We start from the raw sequence: 15,763 nt of genomic DNA, 5'->3' as shown, positions 1-15,763 counted from the left end.
AGGATTAAAGCAGTCTAAATTGACCGCACGCCGGCTGTTGCTACTAGGACCAGCATGGGATTGGTACTTTAGAACTTTCAACGCCACAAAAAACTAGCAAGCTTGAGGCCGGAATAGGCTAAGCTTGCTAGTTTTTTTATGGCTCATTTAGGAGCAGGACTCCTAATTAATTTTAATCTCAGGTCGCATTACCATTCGTAATCGGTTGGGTCTTGTAACCCATTCCCCGTTGCCTTATCCAACATGATTCGTTGTTCGAAGTGGGCAACGTTACGCTTAGTTTCTTTAACCATATCTGGGTTAACGGAGACGTAGTCGATCCCGCTTTGAATCAAGAAGTTAGTGAAGTCTGGGAATTCTGAAGGTGCTTGACCACAGATTGAAACGGTCCGCCCATCCTTGTGAGCTGTCTTGATCAAGTGCCGGATTGCCCGTTTAACGGCAAGATTACGTTCGTCAAACAGTGGTGAAACGGTATCGTTATTCCGGTCGCAACCAAGGAGCAACATGGTTAAGTCGTTGGATCCAATTGAGTAGCCATCGACGAACTCATTGAATTTGTCGGCTAAGATAATGTTGGAAGGAATTTCCGCCATCATGTAGACCTTGAAGTCGGCGTTTCTGACTAATCCTTGGTTCTTCATGATTTCAGTGATCTTTTGTGCTTCTTCGACTTTACGAACGAATGGAATCATCACGTTCAGGTTCTTCAGGCCAAAGTCGTTACGAACCTTCTTAACGGCTTCCAATTCAAGCTTGAAGGCTTCGATGTATTTAGGATCGTAGTAACGTGAAGCCCCACGCCAACCTAACAAGTCGGCTGGTTCGTTTGGTTCATACTTTTCGCCACCCTTAAGGTTCCGGTATTCGCTTGACTTGAAGTCTGAAAGACGAAGAACGACTGGACGAGGAGCCATTGCCCGAGCAACCTTAGAAACACCTTCCGCCAACATGTCGACAACTTTTTCTGGGTGACCTTGTTCGATCAGGTATAGTGGGTGTTCGTGAATAAATGAGGTCCAGATGAACTCTTCACGCATCAGGCCAATCCCGTCGGCTGGCAGGGTTGAGTACTTGTCGGCCAGGTCAGGGTCACCTAAGTTCATCATGACACCGGTGGCGGTTGGAGCAAATGTTTCTGCGGCAACGACTTGCCCGCCGGCTTGGTTCTCAGCATTTGGCTTCTTAAGAAGAGCTTCGACCTTACCGTTGTAAACGATCCCGTTCTTGGCGTCAACGGTGACGATGTCGCCATCTTTCATGGCGTCGGTTGCGGCGGCACCCTTACTCCCAGTCCCAACGATACATGGAATCTGCATTTCACGGGAGACAATGGCAGCGTGACAAGTCATCCCACCGTTATTTGTCACAATGGCGGCGGCCTTCTTCATGGCTGGAACCCAGTCAGGGGAGGTCATTAACGTTACCAGGATTTCACCCTTCTTAAATTGGTCAATATCCTTAGGGTCGTCGATGACGTGAACAACACCACTAGCTACACCAGGGCTTGCTGGTAACCCACGAACAACTGCTTTAGCATCTGATTCTGCAACCACGTTATCATCTCCAGTATCAGTGTCGGTATCGTTTTCTTTTTTCTTTTGTGACCAGAAGGTTTCTGGACGAGCTTGCACGATCCAAAGCCGATTGGTGTTGACGTCCAGCGCATATTCCATATCCATATAGCAGCCGTAGTGCTCTTCGATCTTCCTAGCATAGCCGGCTAACTCGGTGACTTGTTCATCAGTAATAACTTGTTTGTCCTGTAACTCTTCGGGAACTGCTTCTTCGACGGTCCCGCCGTCAGGGCCACGCATTAACTGAATGGTTTGCTTAACGACGTTCTTGTCAACGATCTTCAATGATTTCTTATCGATGACAAAATGATTTGGAGTGACTTTACCCAAGACGATGTATTCACCCAAGCCACGAATGCCGTCGATCACGATCTTGGAATCATCACCGTTGGAGACATCGACTGAGAACATGATCCCTGAGGCCTTGGAGAAGACCATCATTTGAACGGCTGCTGACAAGGCAACTTTTTCATATGGGAATTGTTGCTTGTAACGATAATAAGTAGCACGGTCAGTAAATAGTGATGAGTAGCATCTTTGAACACGATCAACTACGTCATCTGCACCCTTAATGTTCAGGTATGATTCTTGCTGGCCCGCAAATGATGCATCTGGCAAATCTTCAGCCGTAGCAGAGGAACGAATCGCCACGAATGGGTTTTCTTGGCCCATCTTTTCTGATAGATCTGCGTAGGCCTTCCTAATATCGGTGGCCAAATCAGCTGGCATCTTGGCACCAACGATCAGCTCACGAATTTGTGTACATGCTTTGTGAAGCTCATCGGAGTTTTCGTAGTCCTTGATGCCGTTAAGTAATGTGCTAACCTTGTCATTCAATCCTGTTGCTTGCATAAAGTATCGGTATGCACTTGCCGTAGTCGCGAACCCATAAGGGACTGGTAGATCCATTGAAGAAGTCATTTCTCCTAATGAAGAAGATTTACCACCAACTAGGCTAACATCCTCACGATGTAATTCATTGAACCACAAGACGTTTGCTATGTCACGTGTGCTCATAAAAATTGCCTCCTTTTATATGCGAAAGGGAAAGAAATAAATAGCTATGATAGCGCTTACAGCTACAACTTTATTGTAAACTTCTTGTGAATAAAGTTCAATATACATCTGTAAAATAGGAGGCAGAGATTTTTTAAAATGGCTTTTGGGAGTGACTAATGTGAGCTGTCATCTATCATCAGGAGGTGCCTAGTAATTGTCTAGGAGCGGTTTCATTTTTTTCAGAGCGACTGAACTAAAATTCTAAGACGTTAAAAAAAGGTTCCCAGTCCACAACGTGATGAATTGCGGGATGGGAACCTTTGTTAGTTGGTATTTTGTTCGAATTAATAAGGCTTGGTTCCAAAGTGGACGGCCGCTGCACCTAGATTGAACTGAGTGTAGTGGACCTTGACTAGGCCGGCATCGCGAAACATCGTAGCCAGTTCATGAACCGACACGAAACGGTGCGTGGATTGCTGCAGGTAGTTGTAGGCCTGGTAGTGGTGCGCGACCACGCGACCCATCAGCGGCACCAAGTGACCGAAATACAGCTGCCAGCCGGCATGCACGATGGGGTTCGTCGGTTGTGACGTTTCCAAGCAGACCACTTGACCGCCCGGTTTGACGACGCGCGCCATTTCCCGGAGGACTTGGTTGGCATCGGGAACGTTGCGCAGGCCAAAGCCAATTGTCACCACGTTGAAACTGTTGTCTGGGTAGGGCAAGTGCATGGCGTCGCCCTGACGCAGCGTGATGCGGTCTTCGCGGCCTGCCGCTCGCACCTTTGCCGTGGCTTGTTTTAACATGACCGTGCTGAAATCCAGGCCGACCACCTGACCGGCGGGACCAACGGCGTCAGCCAAAGCTAACGTCCAGTCACCCGTGCCACAGCACAGGTCTAGCGCGAAGTCACCGCGTTTGATGGTCATCGCCTGCATCACGTTTTTTCGCCAGATTCGGTGCGTGCCTAAGCTAATCACGCTGTTCATTTGGTCATATTGGGGAGCGATGTGGTCGAAAATCTGTTGGACCTTGTCCTCCGGGGTATGATTCGTCAGTGCCATGCCGTAAGCCTCCTAGATTAGAGCAAGTATTTAGCGTCGATGTCGGGATCTTGTGACGTTAAGATCTTAGGACCATCGTCGGTGATGACCAAGGTGTGTTCGTATTGTGCGGACAGTGACCCGTCAGCCGTCACGTAGTATTCCCAAGACTTGTCATCGGTTTCCCGTGAAGCAATTTCCCAAGTCCCCAGGTTGATCATGGGTTCGATGGTGATGGTCATGCCAGCCCGTAAACGAAGGCCACGACCTGCTTCACCGTAGTTCGGCACGTTGGGTTGTTCATGCATGGTTGGTTGAATCCCATGGCCGATCAGTTCACGGACATCGCCCATGTGTTCTTGGCCTTCCGTGTAGGCTTGGATGGCGTGACCAATATCACCGATCCGGTTGCCAACAACGGCTTGGTCGATTCCCAAGTAGAGGGACTTCTTGGTAACGTCCATCAAATGTTGGGCTTCAGGACTGATCTTGCCAACGGCGTACGTCCAGCAAGAGTCACTTTCAAAGCCGTCCAAGTTGACGGTCATGTCGACAGCGACAATGTCGCCTTCCTTTAGTAACAGTTCCTTACGAGGGATGGCGTGGGCCACTTCATCGTTAACGCTGACACAGGTGGCGTACCTGTAGCCTTCAAAGCCCTTTTCGGATGGGGTAGCGCCGTGTTCAGCAATGTATTTGTTGGCAAAGCGTTCGATTTCCCAAGTTGAGATACCGGGCTTGATAATGTCCCGTAAGCCAACGTGCACGCCGGCCAGAACGGCACCGGATGCAGCCATTTTTTCAATTTCACGATCTGATTTAAGTGTAATCAACGTGTTGCCTCCTCTAAAATTATCGTACTCTTCTAATTTACACCAATTCTGCCATTTCGGCGACTCGTCCTCGGTAAAAATTGTTTGGTTGGGGGCGTCGGCGGCTGGTGGGTACTCCACCCGGTGAGGCAGACCTGAAGCCTGAGGAGCGGTCTTCAGGGCAACCTTGAGCCTCATGAATCGAGTCTCAAAGTTGGCCAGTTCTCTAAGGCCGGGAAAATCATCCGGTCTAAGAGAACTTCCACGGGGTTCCGTACCCACCAGCCGCCGACTTGGCCACCGAACGTTTTTACCGGCATGTTGCCAATGGGGTTGGTGTTAGTTGTGAACGTTGGATTTTTGTTTGGATATTGAGCTGATGATTGTGTTGGCTGTGCCGCCAGGATAAGCGGATCATGGCTTGGCTAAATTGCGTTAGTTAGTCCTTTGTTGGACCGACTCAGACATGCCCGTCAGCTTGTGTGTCAACCTCATGGTCAGTTGAAATAGAATAGGCCCCGCAGATTTGCTCCACAGCGCCCGAGTTGCTAAGCCTTTAGACTGGTGATTTTACCGTCGTTGACTTGGTCTAAGATTCGTTTGGCTTCGGTGATTCGTGCGTCACACAAGAAATGCATGGCGTTGTCCTTTTCTTCCTCGGCCCGATCCATTTGTTCCTTTAGAAAACTGATTTCATCCGTTAAATATGCGACTAAATCCATGTTTTACCCTCAATTCCTTGCGTAGTCCGCTGGGGTTGGTAAGGTTACCAACTGCCAATTAATACTATTGTACCAGAGATTTGCGGAGAAGTAACTTGATTGCGTAAGGGGATAATGGCCCAATCATTTTACAGGACTTCTGAAAAGGACTAGAATAGATTCCAGTTAATAATGTTTCTAAAGTGGATATGAGGGAGAGGGAATTTTATGCAGGAAGCAATTGATTTAAAGGGGCGGCCTTACAGTCACCTTGCCTTTATTTGGACGTTACTCGCCGGGACCTTTACCATGTCGATCAGCCAATCATCGCTGTCGACGGCGTACCCGACCTTGATGCATTACTTCAACATCCCCGCGTCGACCGTTCAGTGGTTGACGACGGGGTTCATGCTGGTCATGGTGGTCATGATGCCAGTCAGTCCCTGGCTATTGAACAACATTCGTTTCCCGGTATTATTTATTAGTGTACTCGCGTTATTCGATGTCGGCACCTTCATTATTTACTTGGCGACCAGCTTTCCCCTAATGATGTTGGGGCGGGTCATGGAAGCCATGGCGGTCGGCATCATGTTTCCTTCGTATCAAACAGTCATGCTGCGGATCACGCCAGAAGCCCAGCGGGGGAGTGTGATGGGCTTTGCCGGTCTGGTCATGGGGTCGGCGTTAGCGGTTGGACCGATTATTTCTGGAATCGTTCTAAAATACACCACGTGGCAGGGCCTGTTCGTGGTCTTCATGCTGATTATTACGATCGTCTTTGTGATTTCGCTGAAGACGATTAAAGACGTGATGCCCCAACACAAGGCTCATTTGGACTACTGGTCCGTTCTTAGCAGTTTAGGCTTCATCGGTATTCTGTACGTGGTCAATCAAATTGGTAAGGCCGCGGTCAACTGGGGCGCCATGGGTGGTCTGCTGGTCATTAGTCTGTTAGCAATCGTCTTCTTCGTTTGGCGTCAATTCCAAGTGGACACGCCATTATTGGACTTACGCGTCTTAAAGACGTTTAATTTTGACCTGGCCGTGCTCCTGACCGGGACATCTTACATCGCTTTGATCGTGGTCACGATTGTCTTTCCGCTGTATTACCAAGAAGTGTTGGGACTTTCGCCATTCGCGTCAGGGATGGCGTTGGTTCCCGGTGCAGTGGTCTTGAGCCTGTTGAACCCGTTGACTGGTAAATTAGCCGATAAAATAGGGTTCAAGGGGACCATGCTGACCGGGATGTCGATGATTGTGGTTGGCTGGTTATGGCTGACGGTGGTCAGTGGCAAACAGTCCTTAGTTGCCATGATCCTGATTGCGGCTCTGATTGAAGGGGGCAACGCCTTCGTCATGATGCCAGCCGTCACGTTGGGGGCCAACTCCCTACCCGACCAGTTGATCTCACACGGAACGGCGGTCATCACGACCGTTCGTCAAATCCTGGGGTCGACTGGGGTTGCGGTGGCGACGTTGATTTTAGCTGCTGTGACGGCCAGTCATGTGAAGATCGAGTCTGCGGCAATAGCCAATTTGGCTGGTTACCGGGCGGTCTTTGCGACGTTCTTGGCAGTGGCGGTCGTGGGGTGGATCTTTGCCGCCCTTCTCCGCGACCCCCGCAAGACCAAGGCCTAGTCGGTTGCGCTTCCGGGGGTGTCTTCGGCGGACGGCCACGCCACCCTGTGGGGTAGACCTGAAGACAAAGTGCGGTCTTCAGGGCGACTTTGAGCCTCCGAGAGCGAGTCTCAAAGCTCGACCCGTAGTCTAAGGCCGAGAAGTTCGCTCGGTCTAAGACTACCGACACAGGGTTCTGTGCCCGTCCGCCTGCGACTGGGGTGTAGCCGGCCGTGGAGGTGGTGTTAGCTGGTGATTTTTTAGCCAGCTTACAGCACGGGCGACTTTGGAGACACGCGGTCTTCGTGGCTTCAAAGCGAGCGAGAAGACTGGTGATTTTCCAGTCTGAAGCGTCCCCACAGCAGGCGGAATCCCTGGCAGCCGGAGTGCGGCAATTTCACACTATCTTAATGGTTCGAATCCTTGCTGATACTGGGGCGAGACAGGTATTTCATCTTTCAACCTTTAGATTGTAATTCAAAAGGGACTTGTTTAGCCGTCATTTATTTGGCAGTTAAACAGGTCCCTTTTTAGTTAGTCAACGCGTTCAAAGACTTCGCAGAGGCAAGGAATCTGTTCGTTAAATTCGCGATGGCATTGTTGATAGAATGAGCTAAAAACTCTACGATGGACATCGCGCCAGTAAGCAAGGGTGCGGTCGCCTTCACCCTCGTGGTAGGCGTGTTCGGCGGAGACCTGGTCGAACGGCACTGTCTCGACGACCTTGGTCTGCGTCACACAGACGGGCTGACCCTGACTATCCAAAATGATGCTGTATTCGCCAACTTGGGGCCGGGCGTCGTTTTCATCGTAGAGGTCCAGGGCGGAAGTGGTGGCCGTTTTGCGCCCGATTTTGACCAAGTGGGCCAGCGTATCGGCTTCAACGAAAGCGTAGGCGTCGTAGTCGTTGGTCGTGACCGCGGGGTGAGTCGTTTTAAACTGTTGCCAAAATTCTTCAACTGTCATGGGAATATCCTCCTGATTCTGATTTAGTTTGAGATTAAGTCTATGCCAGTAGTTAATGGAAAACAAGACACTAAAATGCTGACACCCCCTTAAATTGAGATGTCGGCATTTGATTAGAAAAACTGAATTGAGTCAAAAATAATTTCTAGTGAGTTTCCGCGAAGCCACGACGGCCACCTGGCTTGGGAATCTGGTTCTGCATCATGACGCTAAATCCGCCGTCAATGGCGATGCCGGCCGCGTTGATGTAGCTAGAGCGGTCGCTGGCCAGAAAGAGGATGGCGTTGGCGATGTCGTCGGTCGTTCCGATGCGCTTACTAGCAGTCAGTTGCTTGCGGCCGTCCTCAACTTTCGGATCGGCATAGAAGGCCGCTGACATCGGCGTCTTGACCAAGCAGGGCTCAAGGACGTTGCTCCGAATGCCAAACATCCCCCATTCTGCAGCGACCTGCTTAGAGAGCATATTGACGCCGGCCTTACTGGTGCTGTACGCGCCACTGTAGGTTTCGGGGATGTCACTAGCCACCGTGGAAATGTGAACGAAGGTGCCATGTTTCTGTTCAATCATGAGCTTACCAAATTCGTGGGTGACCAAGTAGTAGCCGTTTAAGTTAACGTCGAGTACTTGTTTCCAAGTGGCGTAGTCGAGGTCTTCCAGGGGGTCAAATTTCAAAATTCCGGCGGTATTGATCACCACGTCGACGCGACCGAACGTGTCCTTTACTTGGTCGACGGCCCGTTGCACACTAGCTTCCTTAGTCACATCGCAGTTAACGGCGAGTCCGGCAATGTGGTCATCGTTGATCAATTTGGTGACCAATTCGGCTGTCTTAGTTTGATCCATGTCGAGTGCGACTACGGTGGCTTTTTGTTCGGCCAATGCCTCACAGATCCTGGTGCCCATGCCGCCAACCGCACCGGTGACGACGCAAACCTTATCTTCTAATCCTAACCATTCTGTCATAGTGAATTCCTCCTAAAGGCTTAATTGCTTGAGCGGCATGTCCTTACCGGTCCACAGCTTGAAGGCCGCAGCACCTTGATTCAGGAGCATGCCTTGGCCGTTGATGACGTGGGCGACCTTGGCTTGCTGAGCCACGCCCATGAGCTTGGTGACGCTTGGCGCGTAAACGGTGTCAAAGACCGTCATGTCGGGGTGGAACCAGGTCGGGTCGTCCACCAAAGTCTTGTCGACCAATTTGCCCATCCCCAGACCAGTCGCGTCGGTATAAATATCACTTTCGCTGATAGCCCGTTTGAATTGGTCACGGTCTTCTAGCGGATAGAAGGTGGCGTGGCAGTCGGTCTGCTCATTAATGACTTGGACGATGTGCTTGGCGTTTTTGACGGACGGATCGTTGATATTAAAGACGTTGAGCGTCTTCAGTCCGGAGAGAGCAGCCTGAATGGCGATCGGCGTCCCAGCACCACCGACGCCCGCCAGCGTCATCGTTTGACCAGCCAGGCTGACGCCATCGTCCTTCAAGGCTTCGACGAAACCAATGCCGTCGGTGGTATAGCCGGTCAGCTCGCCATCGTGATTGACCACGGTATTGACGGCGCCCACCAGCTCGGCAGTCTTGTCGAGGTGGTCCAGTAAAGGAATCACGGCTTGCTTAAAGGGCATGGAAATGCTGGCCCCAAGCATGTTGAATGTCCGCATGGCGGTGATGGCGTCCGGTAACTGGTCGGGAGCCACGTCGAAGGCCAAGAAGCGCGCGTTAACGTTGGTCTTGGCAAACGCCGCGTTGTGCATGGCCGGCGACTTGGAGTGACCAGCGGGATGCGCAATTAAGCCGACTAAACGAGTATGTCCATCAATTTTCATAATAGTTACCTCCAAATTTTGTTTTCTGGTTTTGATTGTTGTTGCTGTTGTGGGCAACCTAGTGCTGCGTTCGTTTTGCCGGCCGCCAGATATAGGCCGGAACGAAGCGAACGCAACTTGAAGCTGCAAACTTTAGGCTGGAACCGACCCCATAGCAGGCGGAATCTCTGTCAGCCGCAGTGCGACCAATTTACATCAATCTTCAGCAGCAGTAGTGTGTTTCCCAATGCCTTGGTGCATCAGGTAGAGGTCAATCAGGATACCGACGACGGCAACCCCGATGGCGACCAGGTATGAGCCGTGGTAGGCGTGGGTCCCGGCGGATTGGCTCATGGATAGCGTGGCAATCTGTGGCCCGATCAAGGCCCCAATCGCGTAGCCGAAGAACATGATGCCGTAGTTCGTCCCGGAGAACTTTTGGCCGAACGTTTTTCCCGTTAAGGTTGGGAAGACGACCAGCACACCGCCAAATGAGGCACCGAGGATGATCAAGAAGAGTGTAAAGACCGCGACGTTTTCGGCAAAGCGTAAGCCCGCCAGACCAATAATGGTGAGGCATAGAATAATCAGTAGCGTTTGCGTTTCCCCTAATTTATCAACGGCGCGGCCCGTGATCATCCGGCCAAAGAAGTTAGCTAAGGTGTTCACCACGACAAAGTTTGCGGCCACGATCGGCGTTAATTGAAGCTGAACCTGCGCGATAGAGGACAACGACCCAATCAGCATGATCCCGGCCGTGCAGGCAATCGCGAAGAGCAAGAGTAACAGCCAGAAATTGAGGGAACCCATCATTTCCTTGGGCGACTTCCCGGTGGTTGCGGGTGCCGGGTGATTCTTGGTTTCTGCTGGCGTTTCCGGTGAGGCCATCAACCAGCCGACCAGCCAGATTAACGCTAAGTAGGCAATTCCAATGGGCATCAACCCGTTGGCGCCCATGGTGTCACAGAGCCAGGCACCGGCCTTGGCTAAGACCAGCGGCCCGAGAGAAGCGGCTCCAAGGAGCAAACCGGAGATCGTCCCGCGTTTTTCGGGGAACCATTTTAACGTGGTCAACAGGGAGGGGTTGTACAATAGCCCGTTCCCACTACCGGCTAAAATCCCAATGGAGAAATACAGGAACCAAATGTTGTGGGCAAAGGCCCCTAAAAACCAGCCGAGGCCGAAGATAAAGCCCCCAACGTACATCAATTTTTTCGGTGAGGAGTGGTCAATGATGCGACCGGAAATAATTCCAAATGCGGCCATAAAGAATTGATAAATGGTCAGGGTCAAGGCCACTTGGGAAGCCGTGGCGCTGGTTGCTTTGACCAGGGTGTCGGCGAAAACGGAGAAGGCTGCCGAAGCCGAGCAACAAAAGATAATGATGAAGGCCGCCGTGAAGATGAGTCGCCGGTGACCGGAAACGGGTGTGGTTTGCGTAGTATCCATGATAAAACACCGCCTTAAGTAGAATTTAGGAATAAGTGAATGATTGAGCTTTGATTTGGGAGCGCTTCCTTACGCCTTTTATGTTAGGCTGAATTCAAGGGGAATACCAATACCGATTGGTAAGTGATCCATAGTCTGAGACTATTAGTTGTGAAATAAAGAACGGAGGGATGCGGATGAACTTAAATCAACTACGTTACTTTGAATGCATCGGTCGTTTGGAGAACTATACGCAGGCGGCCCGAGAGCTCCACGTGAGTCAGCCGAGTTTGACCAACGCCATCCATCGGCTGGAAGCGGAGCTGAACTTAACGTTATTTGCCAAACAGGGACGTCACATTGTGCTAACCGACACAGGTCGGCAACTTCTGACGGTCGTGCAGAAAAGCCTACGGACGCTGGACGATGGCGTGGCCGCCGTGATTGCGGAGAATTCACAACAGCCAATTACGATTCGGGTCGGCTGCATTCCGACCGTGATTGGGACGTATCTGCCGAAAGTCTTGCACCAGTTCGAGCAGGAACACACGCGGCAAGTGACCTTTGAGCTGCACAGCGTGACGACCGAGCAGATTCAAGCGGGACTGGCCGCCAAGACGTTTGACCTGGGAATAGCGGCCGTGGATGGGCGGGAGCCGGGCTATTTGTACCACCCGTTGCTCAAGCAGCCATTCATTGTCATTGTGGCACCCGACCACCCGTGGGCTCAGCGCCAGCAGTTACAGCTGACCGACCTGGTGGGGGAACACGTCTTGACCTATACACCAGACCTATTGATTGGGCAAAAGGTTCAGCGCACGTTGAAACGACAGGGGGTAGCCGACCAGCTCAACTTGACGGCCGCCTATCCGGATGAAATCTCAATCGCAGGGATGGTTCAATCGTCTTCTGCGGTGGGATTGGTGGCGGATACGCTGTACTTGGAAGCCTTTAACGTGGTGAAGATTCCGGTGGCGGTGCCGGAGGATTTGCGGGTCATCTACGCCATGTATCGGGCGGATAATCCACAACACGAGACGCTTCGTCAGTTATCCCACCTGTTCAGCCAGCAGGGAAAGTAAGAAGTTGCTTCCCTCCGGCGCTTAAGTACGCTAAAATAGCGGATAAGTTAGAAATGGTCCAGGGACTCTGCCTGCTATGGAACGCATTCAGCCCAAGGGCGGGCTTCCAGTTGGCGCCATCCCTGCCATCCTGCGGCTAGGACTGTGCATAAGACAGTGGTATTGGACGGAATTTACTGTGAAAGCTGTTACTAGCAGAATCAATCAGCGTGTACATACCGTTTTGATTGCCGACTATCAAACTGTCGGCCAATAGGTAGATAGTCGGTTTCGCAGAGTCATTTTCAGTTATAGCCGAATATTTCTACATTATTGATGTTTGAACCAAACAAATTTGAAAGGGGTTTTCCCATGCAAACACCAGCACCGATTGATTTGGCGTCCTTTTATGCCAACCCGGACCGTAGCGTTGCCGTTTTGAACTATAACGAACACTTTATGTCTAGTATCTTCGACTTGGTCAACAGCGATGAGTTGGCGCAGTTCGTTCAGCTCTTTTTGACCGAACAGCGCGCCAAGACGCCGGCCGATGCCAATCCCGCAACGACTTTTAATCTGGTGACGCCCGCCGATTACTTAACGACGATCAAGGCCGTTTTGACTGACCGGACGGACGCGTACAATCAATTTCAGCCAGCGGAGATCTTAGCGAGCATCGAAGACCTCTATTCCTATTACCGGACCTATCTGCGGGTCGCCACGATGACCATTAAGCAAAACGATGTCATGGCTAGTGAATTTATGATGATTGATCAACAATTTAACGATTTAGTCATTCGGCTATACCGAACGATCGAGGAAAAATTACAGGGTCACGCCAACCACGTTTACCGGCAAGTCAACGCCGGGTCTACGGCCTGTGTCTTGTTACAGAAGGTCAACTGGCCAGTGCCGACGGGGTACGAAGCGCTGAAAGACATTCGCTTCATGAGTCGCTTGATGTTACGACCGCCAATGATGCTCCACACTAAGAGCAACAAGCGCAAGGGCCATTTCACGGCGACGGCGGTCAACCCGATTGAAAACTTCACTGGTACCAACGAAGACTGGTATTGCTACCCCGCTTTGATTGGGGAGAGTCTGGCTTATATTTACTTCCACCGCGATTATTTGGCGTCCGGCTTGGCACTGGCGAACTTATTCCAGTTAGCCGACCGCGACCAAATCGTTGGGAAGAAGCCCGACCTGGTTCTATTGTTTGGGACGCCTGGCGTGGCGGGGGATGATCAACCCGAAAACGGTCACTACTTCTACGACGCGCAAAATCAGCTGTACGTCGGTCAGGTGCCGTATAACGATCAGACGACCTACTTTGGTTACATGAAAAAGATGTGCCTGACGCTGCATAACCTGCACATGATTGCCGAGAAGCGTCTGCCGATTCACGGCTCGATGGTCAAGATTACCTTTGCCAACGGGCAGACCAAGACCGTTGTGTTCTTCGGTGATTCCGGTGCGGGCAAGTCCGAGTCCATCGAAGCCCTACAAGCGGTGGCCGACGAACAGATTGCTAGCATTGAGACCATCTTCGACGATATGGGGAGCTTTACTTTGGCCGATGGTAAATTGTACGCGCAGGGGACCGAGACGGGTGCCTTTGTCCGCCTCGACGACCTGAGCAGTGAGGTAGCCTTTAACAACATGGACCGCGGAATCTACATGAATCCCGAACAGAAAAACGCGCGGGTCATCATCCCGGCGAACACCTGGCCGCGGGTGGTAGCGCACCACGAAATCGACATGTGGGTCTACGCGAACAACTACGATGACGCAATCGGTGTGCACCGGTTTACGGACCAGAAGTCGGCGGAAGCCACCTTCGTCGCCGGCAAACGCAAGGCTCTGGGGACTACGGACGAAGTGGGGATGAGCACGACGTTCTTTGCCAACCCATTTGGCCCAGTCCAGGAACAGGCCGCCACGCAACCAATCATCGATGCCGTCTTCGACCAATTGTTCAAGGATGATGTCTATGTCGGTGAAATCTACACCCACCTCGGCAACGACAAGTCTCAAGCCAAGCTAAACGAATCCGCTCGGGACCTGTTGGCAGAACTACTGGCGCTATAGATTGCGGTAACTTGTCCGCACTGCGGCTGCCAGGGATGCCGCCGGCTGTGGGGACGCTTCAGCCTGAGGGGCGGGCTTCTCGCTCGATTTGAAGCCACGTAAAGAACACGTGTCTTCAAAGTCGCCCGTGCTGTAGACTGACAAAAGTCGTCAGTCAACACCACCTCCACGGCTGGCTGCATCCCTGGCCGCCTCCGGCTCTGGTTGTACTTTGCCATGAAATAGCTGATTGCCGAAGCATGTTGGGCGGATAATTGGCTATCTTTTTCCCTTAAATTCAATGTGGACTTGGGTTTAGCCCTTGGTGGCGGTCATCAAGGAAACTGGTCAATTCTGTTTTTTGGCGATAATGATACTGCATAATAAAAAAACGTAGACGCTGTCTGAAAGTCATCAGATAACGTCTACGTTTTTATATGCAATCAAAGTTTAATGAGCATGTGATTAAGCAGTTAGCAGATCAGTGAGCAAATCGAAGCCGGAGGAGGTCAGGACGAAGCCAGCTGTGTCGACGATGTTAGCCGGGGGTCTTTCCCGGGTTACATCGTGGGACGACCTTGGAGACACGTGTTTTTCGTGGCTTCAAGTCGAGGTGGAAGCCTTGAAAAGGCTGGAGCCAACCCCATAGCAGGTGCAGTCCTGGCAGCCGCAGGCGGACAATTTACCACAATCCATCACTAAACAATTTTAGTTGAACTGCGCGAGGAGGGCGGACATGAAGGCCTGGGCATCGCCAACGTAGCCGTAATCCGCCACGTCAAAGATTGGCGCGTGCGAATCGGAGTTGACGGCCACGATAGTCTGCGAGTCCTGCATGCCGACTAGGTACTGAACGGCACCACTGATTCCGAAGTTTAAAATCAGTTCGGGGTGAATCGTGTTGCCGCTCTGACCGATCTGGTCGTCGTGCGTGAAGCGGTCCTGGTCGGTCAGTGGCCGGGAGACCCCAATGCGCCCGCCGAGTTTTTCGGCTAGCTTGGTTGCAGTGTCGATGGTCGCAGCACTGGCAGCACCGCGTCCAAGGGCCACGACACGACTGGCGTCACCGACCGTGGTGGCCGTGTTGACGACTGGCCGAGCAGTCGTTACTTTGAGCCGGTCGACGGGGTGGAAGGTCACTGTGGCCGTGGTGATGGTGGCATCGCCGGTCGCTGGTGTCGCGACGAAGGTGTTGGGCCGCACGCTCGCCATTTGTGGACGGTGGTTCGGGCAGATAATTTCACACATGATGTTGTCGCCGTAGGAAGGCTTGGTGGCGACCAGAGTCTCGTCATCGAAGCGCAGGTCCAGGCAGTCGGCGGTCAGACCGGTTTGCAACTTGGCCTGCAACCGGGGAGCGATGGACCGGCCAGTAATGGTTGCGCCAAATAAAATCGAGTTGGGTTGGTAAGCGTCAACGAGTTGTTTTAAGGCGTCGGCGTGCTCGGCGTCGGTCGCAGTGGGAAAGCGGTCGTCACGGACGATGCGAATCTCATCGGGACCGTACGCGGTGAGTTCGTTTTCCAAATGGTCGGCCGTGGCCTCTAGTAGAATGGTGACAACTTTGAATTGATCACTGGCTAAGCTTTTAGCTTTAGTAATTAGTTGTTGGGTCGTAGGTTCAACGTGGTCTAAGCGGCGTTCCGCAATGACCCAAAGTTCTGGTTTTGACATGGCAGATT

General features: G+C 51.8%; 12 protein-coding genes. 3 read left to right on the top strand and 9 right to left on the bottom strand.

Annotated elements, in window-relative coordinates:
- Nucleotides 1-188: 188 nt before the first annotated feature.
- From ppsA to FC99_RS13995, 4 genes are all read right to left on the bottom strand, one after another.
- Nucleotides 189-2,594 (bottom strand): phosphoenolpyruvate synthase, encoded by a 2,406-nt coding sequence (ppsA, locus tag FC99_RS09065; protein WP_048734935.1) that lies wholly within the window; start codon nucleotides 2,592-2,594, stop codon nucleotides 189-191.
- A gap of 326 nt (nucleotides 2,595-2,920) precedes the next feature.
- Nucleotides 2,921-3,640, bottom strand: coding sequence for a demethylmenaquinone methyltransferase (locus FC99_RS09060; protein ID WP_048734937.1), 720 nt, complete (start codon nucleotides 3,638-3,640; stop codon nucleotides 2,921-2,923).
- Between the two features lie 17 nt (nucleotides 3,641-3,657).
- Entirely contained in the window at nucleotides 3,658-4,452 is a 795-nt protein-coding gene (map, locus tag FC99_RS09055) for a type I methionyl aminopeptidase (RefSeq protein ID WP_048734939.1), read from the bottom strand.
- Nucleotides 4,453-4,979: 527 nt separating this feature from the next.
- Entirely contained in the window at nucleotides 4,980-5,153 is a 174-nt protein-coding gene (locus FC99_RS13995; protein ID WP_164480528.1) for a hypothetical protein, read from the bottom strand.
- A gap of 207 nt (nucleotides 5,154-5,360) precedes the next feature.
- Here FC99_RS13995 and FC99_RS09050 point away from each other — a divergent pair, with 207 nt between their 5' ends.
- The gene (locus FC99_RS09050; protein WP_048734942.1) at nucleotides 5,361-6,770 is read left to right on the top strand and encodes an MFS transporter; all 1,410 of its coding nucleotides are present in this window, start codon (nucleotides 5,361-5,363) and stop codon (nucleotides 6,768-6,770) included.
- 513 nt (nucleotides 6,771-7,283) lie between these two features.
- Here the strand turns inward: FC99_RS09050 and FC99_RS09040 are convergent.
- The 4 genes from FC99_RS09040 to FC99_RS09025 all read right to left on the bottom strand — a co-directional run bounded on the left by FC99_RS09040 (nucleotide 7,284) and on the right by FC99_RS09025 (nucleotide 10,971).
- Complete coding sequence (locus FC99_RS09040; RefSeq protein ID WP_048734943.1) at nucleotides 7,284-7,715, bottom strand: ASCH domain-containing protein; 432 nt, start codon at nucleotides 7,713-7,715, stop codon at nucleotides 7,284-7,286.
- Between the two features lie 145 nt (nucleotides 7,716-7,860).
- Nucleotides 7,861-8,679, bottom strand: coding sequence for an SDR family NAD(P)-dependent oxidoreductase (locus tag FC99_RS09035; protein ID WP_048734945.1), 819 nt, complete (start codon nucleotides 8,677-8,679; stop codon nucleotides 7,861-7,863).
- Nucleotides 8,680-8,691: 12 nt separating this feature from the next.
- On the bottom strand, nucleotides 8,692-9,543 hold the full coding sequence (locus FC99_RS09030; protein ID WP_048734948.1) for a hypothetical protein: 852 nt from the start codon (nucleotides 9,541-9,543) through the stop codon (nucleotides 8,692-8,694).
- Nucleotides 9,544-9,738: 195 nt separating this feature from the next.
- On the bottom strand, nucleotides 9,739-10,971 hold the full coding sequence (locus FC99_RS09025) for an MFS transporter (RefSeq protein ID WP_048734951.1): 1,233 nt from the start codon (nucleotides 10,969-10,971) through the stop codon (nucleotides 9,739-9,741).
- Nucleotides 10,972-11,147: 176 nt separating this feature from the next.
- Between FC99_RS09025 and FC99_RS09020 the strand changes: the two genes are divergently transcribed.
- Both FC99_RS09020 and FC99_RS09015 read left to right on the top strand, forming a co-directional pair.
- Complete coding sequence (locus FC99_RS09020; protein WP_048734953.1) at nucleotides 11,148-12,032, top strand: LysR family transcriptional regulator; 885 nt, start codon at nucleotides 11,148-11,150, stop codon at nucleotides 12,030-12,032.
- Nucleotides 12,033-12,383: 351 nt separating this feature from the next.
- A complete protein-coding gene (locus FC99_RS09015; RefSeq protein WP_048734956.1) occupies nucleotides 12,384-14,102 on the top strand; it encodes a phosphoenolpyruvate carboxykinase (ATP) in 1,719 nt (572 codons plus the stop codon).
- 687 nt (nucleotides 14,103-14,789) lie between these two features.
- On the opposite strand, the gene FC99_RS09010 is transcribed toward FC99_RS09015, so the two are convergent.
- Complete coding sequence (locus tag FC99_RS09010; protein ID WP_048734960.1) at nucleotides 14,790-15,755, bottom strand: electron transfer flavoprotein subunit alpha/FixB family protein; 966 nt, start codon at nucleotides 15,753-15,755, stop codon at nucleotides 14,790-14,792.
- Nucleotides 15,756-15,763 lie beyond the last annotated feature (8 nt).

The sequence above is a fragment of the Levilactobacillus koreensis JCM 16448 genome (genome assembly GCF_001435525.1).
GTDB classification, from domain to species: Bacteria; Bacillota; Bacilli; order Lactobacillales; family Lactobacillaceae; genus Levilactobacillus; species Levilactobacillus koreensis.
The sequence above is the reverse complement of the archived record's forward strand: the minus strand, read 5'-3'. Positions and strand labels throughout refer to the sequence as shown.